General features: G+C 25.4%; 2 protein-coding genes and 2 pseudogenes. All 4 read right to left on the bottom strand.

Annotated elements, in window-relative coordinates; genetic code table 11:
• Positions 1-309: pseudogene (locus tag EG240_RS16295) on the bottom strand (hypothetical protein); the annotation flags it as partial.
• 150 nt (positions 310-459) lie between these two features.
• On the bottom strand, positions 460-1,167 hold the full coding sequence (locus EG240_RS16290) for a nucleotidyl transferase AbiEii/AbiGii toxin family protein (protein WP_158612047.1): 708 nt from the start codon (positions 1,165-1,167) through the stop codon (positions 460-462).
• A 22-nt stretch (positions 1,168-1,189) separates the two neighbouring features.
• A complete protein-coding gene (locus EG240_RS16285; protein ID WP_125020384.1) occupies positions 1,190-1,477 on the bottom strand; it encodes a DUF6922 domain-containing protein in 288 nt (95 codons plus the stop codon).
• Between the two features lie 162 nt (positions 1,478-1,639).
• Positions 1,640-1,974, bottom strand: a pseudogene (locus EG240_RS16750) (hypothetical protein); the annotation flags it as partial.

Below are 1,974 nucleotides of genomic sequence, written 5' to 3'. Positions count from 1 at the left end.
CCGATTACAAATTAACCAACACGCATCTAACAACCTATTGATGTTGATAAATGAAATACAAATATCTTCTGATGGACAACTTGAAGCGTTTCCTAAGGTATGCTCCATAATATCTTCTAAATCTAATTCAATTTGTGAAAAGCTTTGTTCATTAAAAACATGTTTAATAATCAGGTATGGATTTAAGTATTGCTCATAGGTTAAACCAGATGCATAGACTAAATACTTCGAATGTAACACATCATTAGATTCACTTTTACGTTCGTATTTATCAATCTTCTTTAAAATTTTAAAACATGCGCGAATCAAAAAAAAATAATGCTTTTTTTCATAATTAGTTAGATTTAATATTTCCAAATTCAACTAAAAAACTTTAACAAAAAAAAGCTCCTATTTAGGAGCTTGATCAATGGTGTATTGAAATGTTGATTTTTTATTAATAACCTGAACTACGAAAATTTATTTTACCGGATATCTTCTTTTATTTTCCGATTTAACTTTAATTTTGAAATTATATATGTGGTAAATAATTGTTCTATTTTCAACACCTTTAATCAAATGTGGTTGACTATGAAAAGGTAAAGATTTTGAATTGGTTCTGTTTTCTATAAGAGATAAAGGATCAATATACGGGCATATTTTATTTTCATAATGAAAGATAGTTTTAATACCTTCTTGATTATATTTTAGTTTTTTTTCATAGTAAAAATCTATTAATTTTGATAAACTAATTTTTTCGGTTATAATATCTAAATCAAATAAATCTTTTAAAGCATATCTATTAGCTAAAGATTCAACTTTAAAAACCCCTACATCTTTGACAGAAGCCATTCTAATACTGTCTACTGTTTCTATTGAATCAATAAGTTTAAATGCCTGTATACACTCAACCTTTATTTCAAAATCATCAAATTTTAAAGTAAACCTCAAAAAAACGAGTTCATCAGATTTTTCAGTAGGATATTGTAAATAAAAAAGTGAATTCGGAAATGAGCTTCTAATTTCTTCTTCAATTTTTTTGAAACCTTCAATTCCAATAAGATCTTCACAAAATAAATCAATATCGTTGGAATCTCTATGACTTAGTCTAATCGATAAACTAGTACCACCTGCTAAATAAAAAGATTGCAATCTATCTAAAGATTGCAATCTTTTTATTATTGTCATAATTCTTTCATCAACCATTTGATTATGAAGAATACTTACTATTGAAAGTTATATCATATTTTTGAGATAAAAGAGAACAAATTTCATCACTTATTCTATCTGTTGATTCTACTACTGCGGATATAATTTTTTTAACGCTGAATTTTTTTTCTAATACTTTAATATTATTATCAAAATACGCTTTATTTGTAAACATAAGTATTCGAGAAATAATAATTTTATAATCTCTATTTAGTGATATTTTTTTTATATCCATATCCCAAAAAATAACCGTTGGAATACTTTGTAAATCCAATGATACTATTTTCATAATTTTTATTATTAATTTCTTACAACAAATATATCTTACAAAGATATAAATTAAAGAAGACAAAAAAAAAGAAAAACCCTATAATGTTCTACTATCTAAATTAATACAAAACCCTAGCCCCAAAAAAAACAAAGAAAAGCTAATTTTATTTGATGTAAAAATTTACTGTTCATTCGTTAAACATCGTTGCTGTATAAGTTCACAAGCTTCAAGTAGTTTATGATAGTCAAGTACTGATACACTGCAATCAAAGTCTTTTCCGTAGGTATCATCGGCCATTGTGGCTAATATTAGATTAAGAAATGATTTACTGAACTTTTCTAAACTATACTTCTTAAAAATATTTTCAAAAACTATATATGGATTTTCAATCTCCTTTTTATCTAAAAATTTCTGTTCTCGCAACCGCTTTTCGGAGACCTGATATTTGCAAAGATTCCTTTTTTTAAATTCCTCTGGATTTTGAAAAATTTTGTATGCAATTTTTATAATAGACT

This window comes from Paenimyroides tangerinum (genome assembly GCF_003865405.1).
GTDB lineage: Bacteria > Bacteroidota > Bacteroidia > Flavobacteriales > Flavobacteriaceae > Flavobacterium > Flavobacterium tangerinum.
This window is presented reverse-complemented; position numbering and strand designations above follow the sequence as displayed.

Coding starts and splice junctions, on each gene's coding strand:
- EG240_RS16290 (WP_158612047.1), bottom strand. CDS start 1,167: ATGACAATAATAAAAAGATTGCAATCTTTAGATAGATTGCAATCTTTT.
- EG240_RS16285 (WP_125020384.1), bottom strand. CDS start 1,477: ATGAAAATAGTATCATTGGATTTACAAAGTATTCCAACGGTTATTTTT.